Annotated in this window: 5 protein-coding genes and 2 pseudogenes; 1 reads left to right on the top strand and 6 read right to left on the bottom strand. The window is 63.1% G+C overall.

Annotation, left to right across the window (positions count from 1 at the left end; translation table 11 throughout):
- Positions 1–76: 76 nt before the first annotated feature.
- The 6 genes and pseudogenes from Q1A87_RS22810 to Q1A87_RS22790 form a co-directional block, all read right to left on the bottom strand.
- Positions 77–802 (bottom strand): annotated as a pseudogene (locus Q1A87_RS22810) (IS3 family transposase); the annotation flags it as partial.
- Positions 747–1,073, bottom strand: a pseudogene (locus Q1A87_RS24370) (transposase); the annotation flags it as partial. The pseudogenes Q1A87_RS24370 and Q1A87_RS22810, both read right to left, overlap by 56 nt.
- A gap of 163 nt (positions 1,074–1,236) precedes the next feature.
- Entirely contained in the window at positions 1,237–2,412 is a 1,176-nt protein-coding gene (locus Q1A87_RS22805; protein ID WP_299656957.1) for a Fic family protein, read from the bottom strand.
- Between the two features lie 377 nt (positions 2,413–2,789).
- Positions 2,790–3,662 carry a hypothetical protein gene (locus Q1A87_RS22800; protein WP_299656954.1) on the bottom strand — a complete coding sequence of 291 codons (873 nt, stop codon included), beginning with the start codon at positions 3,660–3,662 and terminating at the stop codon, positions 2,790–2,792.
- Positions 3,663–3,702: 40 nt separating this feature from the next.
- Positions 3,703–4,617 carry a formate/nitrite transporter family protein gene (locus tag Q1A87_RS22795; protein ID WP_299656952.1) on the bottom strand — a complete coding sequence of 305 codons (915 nt, stop codon included), beginning with the start codon at positions 4,615–4,617 and terminating at the stop codon, positions 3,703–3,705.
- Between the two features lie 219 nt (positions 4,618–4,836).
- Positions 4,837–5,043: a hypothetical protein gene (locus Q1A87_RS22790; RefSeq protein ID WP_299656950.1), complete on the bottom strand. Its 207-nt coding sequence runs from the start codon at positions 5,041–5,043 to the stop codon at positions 4,837–4,839.
- Between the two features lie 199 nt (positions 5,044–5,242).
- Here Q1A87_RS22790 and Q1A87_RS22785 point away from each other — a divergent pair.
- On the top strand, positions 5,243–5,506 hold a 264-nt coding region (locus Q1A87_RS22785), incomplete at its 3' end, for a DUF2382 domain-containing protein (RefSeq protein WP_299656947.1).

Genomic DNA, 5,506 nt, shown 5'->3' with positions numbered 1-5,506 from the left:
CACCAGCCCGGCCGCACGCTGCGCCGAGCCAAAGGCTCCGCGCGCGGCCTCCTACACCACAGGGTGGGACACTATCCTCCTTCGTGAACTCGTCTATGATATTCAGCGTGCGGAAGACCCGCCCGTCGTGCGTGCGATCCTGGACAAAATCATAGGACCAGACATGGTTCGGGCGCTCTGGCCGCAGCCTCACGCAGGACCCATCGTTCAGCCAGAGCCGGCCCTTCTTAGGTTGTTTTTTGCGGGACTTTCAGCCCTTCCTGCCGCCAGATCCGTTCGACCCTTTTATGGTTCACATGCCAGCCGCTGTTGTTCAGCATCCCGGTGATCATGCGATATCCATAGCGCCCATACTCTTCGGCCAGCGCGATGATGTCCTCGGTCAGCCGGGCTTCGTCCGGCCGGCGGCAGGGCACTTTGCGCTGCGTCGAGCGATGCTGACCCAAAGTGCAGCAGACCCTGCGTTCTGATACGCTAAGGGTCTGCCGCACATGGTCGATGCACTGTCTACGGCGGGAAGGGCTCAGAAGTTTCCCCGTGAAGCCTCCGCGAGGATCATCTTGTCCAACGTCAAATCCGACACGGCACGTCTGAGACGCGTGTTCTCGGCCTCAAGCTCCTTCAGCCGCTTAAGCTGATCCCGGCTCATGCCCCCATATTGCTTGCGCCACCGATAATAGGTCTGAACCGTCACGCCGATCTGCCGCACAGCTTCCTGAACCGAACTTCCTTGTCCTTGCAGCACCTCAACCTGTCGCAGCTTCAGCACGATATCCTCGGGCTTCTCGCGTTTTCCTGCCATCTCGTCGTCCTCCTGAAAACGGGATATTCCTATCCCAAAAGGTGGACCACTTCAGTGGGGGCACTCCAGTTGATCGATGGAGATCTTCCAGCATCAGCTGCACGAACATTCGCGAAGCCGTAACCGGGGCCGGACCGAGCTTGCCCTCGCGGTGCCGGCGTCGCCAGGTCGTTACCCGCGCTGGCATCAGCCGATGGCGCCGTGCCACCTCGCTGACCATCATCCCGGGCGCGTGCCTCTCGGCCACGATCCGCAGCTTTACATCCACAGGCCACGTCCAACGCCCGGCCGCACGATCCTCAAGAACTTCGTAGCGTCACAAACCCGTCAAACATCGCGCTCTCCCGTTCCACGCCGCAGGGATATGACGGACGCGCCGGCAGGGACGAGATCGAAAAGGAATGGAATCTATCCCTCGCTTACGTTTGGCAAGATCACCGAGCAGGTTGTCCTTCGGTGCGGCTGCCCGTCCCCTCCCCAAGGATCCGCATGTATGCGGCATATGCGTAAACTCGACCCCGCGCCTTACCTGTGATCTCCTCGACGATTTCGAGCCGTTCAAGCTCCCGCAGGGCGGCATTCACGGTCGGGGTGGTCAATCCCGTCTCGCGCACGAGTCGTGGCGCGGCGGCGAAAGGGTTGCGCTGCATCAATTCGTGGACTCGAAGCGCCGAATGCGATGCAGCCCCACCCTCGGCAATACGGGTTCGATCAGCCTCGAAGAGAGCCGCGATCCGACGCGCCGCGTCGAAGGCCTGGTTCGCCGTTTCCGTGACCCCCAGGAGAAAGAACTCGAGCCAGGCCTCCCAAGCCCCGCTCTCGCGAACCTCTTGAAGCAGCCGGTAATAGCTTGCGCGGTTCTCCTTGAGGTAGAGGCTGAGATAGAGCAGCGGATGCTCCATCCCATCGAAGACGCACAGGTAGAGCGTCACCAGCAGACGGCCGATCCGACCGTTCCCGTCGAGGAAGGGGTGGATCGACTCGAACTGGACATGAATCAATCCCGCCTTGATGAGCGGCGGCAGGTCCGAAGCGTCTTCGTGGATGAAAGCCTCCAGATCGCGAAGGCAGTCCTCCATGGCATCGACCGGCGGCGGAACGTAGAGCGCGTTGCCCGGCCGCGTACCGCCAATCCAGTTCTGCGAGCGCCGGAACGCCCCTGGGTCCTTCGTCGCGCCGCGCCCCGAGTCGAGCAGTCGTGCGTGCATCTCACGGATCAGGCGCAGCGAGAGCGGAAGCTCTTCCAGTCGCGCAAGCCCATGCATCATGGCGTCCACGTAATTCGACACCTCCCGCACGTCGTCGACCGGCACGCCGGCCTTCGCGTTCTCCTCGAAGAGGAGCAGGTCGGTCAGCGTCGATTGCGTGCCCTCGATCTGCGACGACAGCACTGCCTCCTTGCGGACGTACATGTAGAGGAACAGTTCCTGGCTCGGCAGAAGCATCGTTACGCCGTCCAGGCGTCCAAGCGCACGCTGCGCGTCGTTCAACAGGCGCAGAAGCGCACCCGCTTCGATTGGTGGCACCGGCGGCAGCGGTGCGGGCACAAAGGCGCGGACGGTCTCGCCGCCGGTAATGGTCTCGACATAATGTCCGGCTTGGCGCGGCATGGTTACTATAGTAAAGATACTACATCATATCTTTACTTCCGAATAACGTAAGTAAAGCAGATTTTCCTAGACCAGAATGCCGACTGAACTCGGCCGCCTGCGCCATACTCTCGATCAACCGAAGTGAGCGTCCGGTCACCTTACATCCGCAATGGCATCCCTTAGTGATCGGTACACTTGTCAGCGACAATCCTACGAGGATTACAGCTTCACATGATGGATCGAGCAACGCGCTTGCCATAATCCGGGCCATGGGGGGGCGAACCGGAGGTTGTCCTCGATCTCGACCTGCCGTGCGACCTGCTCCACCGAGCAAGCACTCTCTATGACGAGCTTGGGCGAGACGACCTGGCCCTTTACGGCTTTTGTACATTCGTTCAGACATCAGGCCGCGGCAGCGTATGCCGCCGTGCCCAGTCTCGCGCGGCGGCGACGTCGGTCTGCGAACTGTCGAACTTGTAGGAGCGGCCGAGCAATCCGATCGCCCAGCGGAGTTCGGAAACCTCCGTGCCGGGCGCGCCCTCCTCGCGAGACCGGAGCCCTTCGGCCTCGAGGAGATCGCAGAGGTCGCAGACGGCCGCCGGAAAATCCATCTTCGGATCGCTCGGCACGAAGATCCCCGGTAACGGCGAGGCAGCGAGCCGCACGGCGATGCCGCACAGATCCGGGCCGAGCGTCGACGCCCGACGGAGCGGGTCCGGGCGACTTTCTTCTCCACGACTCGACAGCACGGCGTGATAGCGGGCGGCAAAGGTCCGGGCCGAATTCGTCGTCTGGAGGACGTTGAGAATGAAGCTGACCGACAGGGTCAGGACGATCATCCCGTTCACCGCGGCCACCATCGACAGGATGTCCCACCAGCCATTCGTCACCTGCACCTTCGAGGCCCCGAGCGTCGAGAGCGCGGAGCCGGCGAAGGCCGCGGTCTGGACCCATGTCGCCGGGTCGCCGGATTGCGTCTCGACGAGGGAGGAACCGGCCCTGAACATCAGCGTATAGCCAGCGAGGTGAAGGAGGATCCACGTGCCCGCGATCGAGGTCAGGATCGACGGGCCGAGCAGACCACGAAAAGACAGGCCCAGCCGTCGTTCGCTGCGAACGGCGAGCCGCGAGCCCGCAAACCAGAGACCGGACGTGACCCACCGGCTGACGGGACCCAGCCCGCTCAGGCTGATGGTGGTCCGCAGGAAGTCGTAGAAGACGAGACCGACGACGAGGGCACCGAGAACGAACAGGAGAGGAGCGATCATGCCTGGTTGTCCTCGGAACGCGGATTTGCGTGCGGCGGCATCAGAGCCCCGTTCCAACAGGTGGATCGCCGCCGTCGGCAGGATCGACGGTGCGGACCTCGTCCTTGACTTGCGCGTAAGCCAGCAGCGCGAAAAGACCGGTCCCGCCAATGATGTTGCCGGCGAGCGTCGGCAGGGCCAGGGTGAAGAGGCCGTCCATCACCTCGAGTTCGCCCGCCAGCACGAGGACCACGATCTCGACCATGCCGGCGATTACGTGCGTAAACTCGCCCAAGGCGATCAGCCAGGCCGTGGCGGTGATCAGGACAAACTCGGAACCTTCCGCGCCCGGCTTCATCCAGACCATCACGGCAACGAGGAACCCCGCGCCGATAGCCTGTCGGAACGCTTCGCCGCCCGTCAGCTCGCCGTAATGCCGCGAGACCGCGATGACGGCCCGCGCGACATCGTCGGGGACGAGCGCAAAGGCAACGAGGCCGAGCGCGACCGCAATGCATCCGGTCCAGTTGGCGATCAGCACCACGCCCCAGACACGGGCGAGCGATCCCAGGGCGGCCCAGCTCCCTTCGGATATCAGCGGCAGGACAATCGTGATCGTGTTCTCCGTGAAGAGCTGCTGACGCCCGAGAATGACGATCAGGAAACCGGTCGCGTAGCCGAAGGACGTGACAAGAGGCGTCCATCCGGCTGTCGGCAGATGCATCTGCAACAAGGCCAGCGTAAGAACGGAGAACCCCATCGCGATACCCGACACGAGGCCCGACCAGATCAGCGAACCGGTTGGCCGGGCGAGCTCGGCTTCTCCCTCCTCCTTGATGATGGCGTAGATCGCGGGCGCACGTAGGCTGAGGCGTTCGACGACCTTCTGTTCCTCGGCCTCCGTAAGGGCCGCAGCCTCGTCGATCACCGTTTCCGGGCGCTTGTCCGGTCCTCGACCTTCCTGTGACTGGGTCATCGCTCCAACGTCCCCCTCCGTCAGCGATGCTCGGCTATTCGGGGCATGGTGGTGAACAGGATCATCGCCGCGGACCCCAGCGACGATTGCGCCCGAATCGACGCAACGAACGACCACGGGCAATCGGGTCCGAGCGGCAGTGGCCATAAACGGATAGGCTCACATAGGAAGCCTCCGTTCCGACTCAGGAGCGCAAGCGCTGGTTTGGCGTAGACTTGACTAGTTCGTCGGGGCGGTCACCGCATCCGGGTCGGTCATGTCGACGTCCGCATCATCACTGCCGAAGGCGCCGAGGAGCCAGAGCAGAAGCAGGAGCACGACAAGCCCCGCGATGGCGATGCCGATCCACTTGCCGATCCCGCCGGAGGACTTCGTCCCGGTGTCACTGATTTTCGGGTTGCGGAAATCCCCGGAATTATTGGCCATGATGTTCTCCCGACTGGATTGTGCCGCGACACACCGCCGCCCTGGCATGGAGCCGCAACCAGCGGCTCTGGCAATTGTTCCCGGACCTGCCGCCAGACGTACAGGGTCTTAACAATCGTTAACGGCGTCATACCGGAACAATCGGAGGCGGAACGGATTGGAGCGACATGCAAGTCGCATGACGGAGGGGATGCAGGACGTGAGTGATACGACGCCCCCGCGACGCGACGAGGCAATCGAGACCGTCCCGGTCGCGCAGGAGCGCTTGAAGGTCGAAACGCGCGAGGTGGAGCGAACGGTTGCCACAATCCGCCTGCGGACCGAGACCGAAGAGGTCCCGATCCGCGAGACGCTACGGCGCGAGCAGGTCGACGTCGAGCGCCTGCCCGTCGACCGCATCGTGGACGAGCCGCCGGCGATGCGCGAGGAGGGCGACGTCACCATCATCCCGATCGTCGAAGAG

The organism is uncultured Jannaschia sp. (genome assembly GCF_947494055.1).
GTDB lineage: Bacteria > Pseudomonadota > Alphaproteobacteria > Rhodobacterales > Rhodobacteraceae > Jannaschia.
The sequence above is the reverse complement of the archived record's forward strand: the minus strand, read 5'-3'. Positions and strand labels throughout refer to the sequence as shown.

Bases quoted from the DNA above. Each gene is read 5' to 3' on its own strand.
- Q1A87_RS22805 (WP_299656957.1), bottom strand. From the start codon at position 2,412: ATGCCGCGCCAAGCCGGACATTATGTCGAGACCATTACCGGCGGCGAG.
- Q1A87_RS22800 (WP_299656954.1), bottom strand. From the start codon at position 3,662: ATGATCGCTCCTCTCCTGTTCGTTCTCGGTGCCCTCGTCGTCGGTCTC.
- Q1A87_RS22795 (WP_299656952.1), bottom strand. From the start codon at position 4,617: ATGACCCAGTCACAGGAAGGTCGAGGACCGGACAAGCGCCCGGAAACG.
- Q1A87_RS22790 (WP_299656950.1), bottom strand. From the start codon at position 5,043: ATGGCCAATAATTCCGGGGATTTCCGCAACCCGAAAATCAGTGACACC.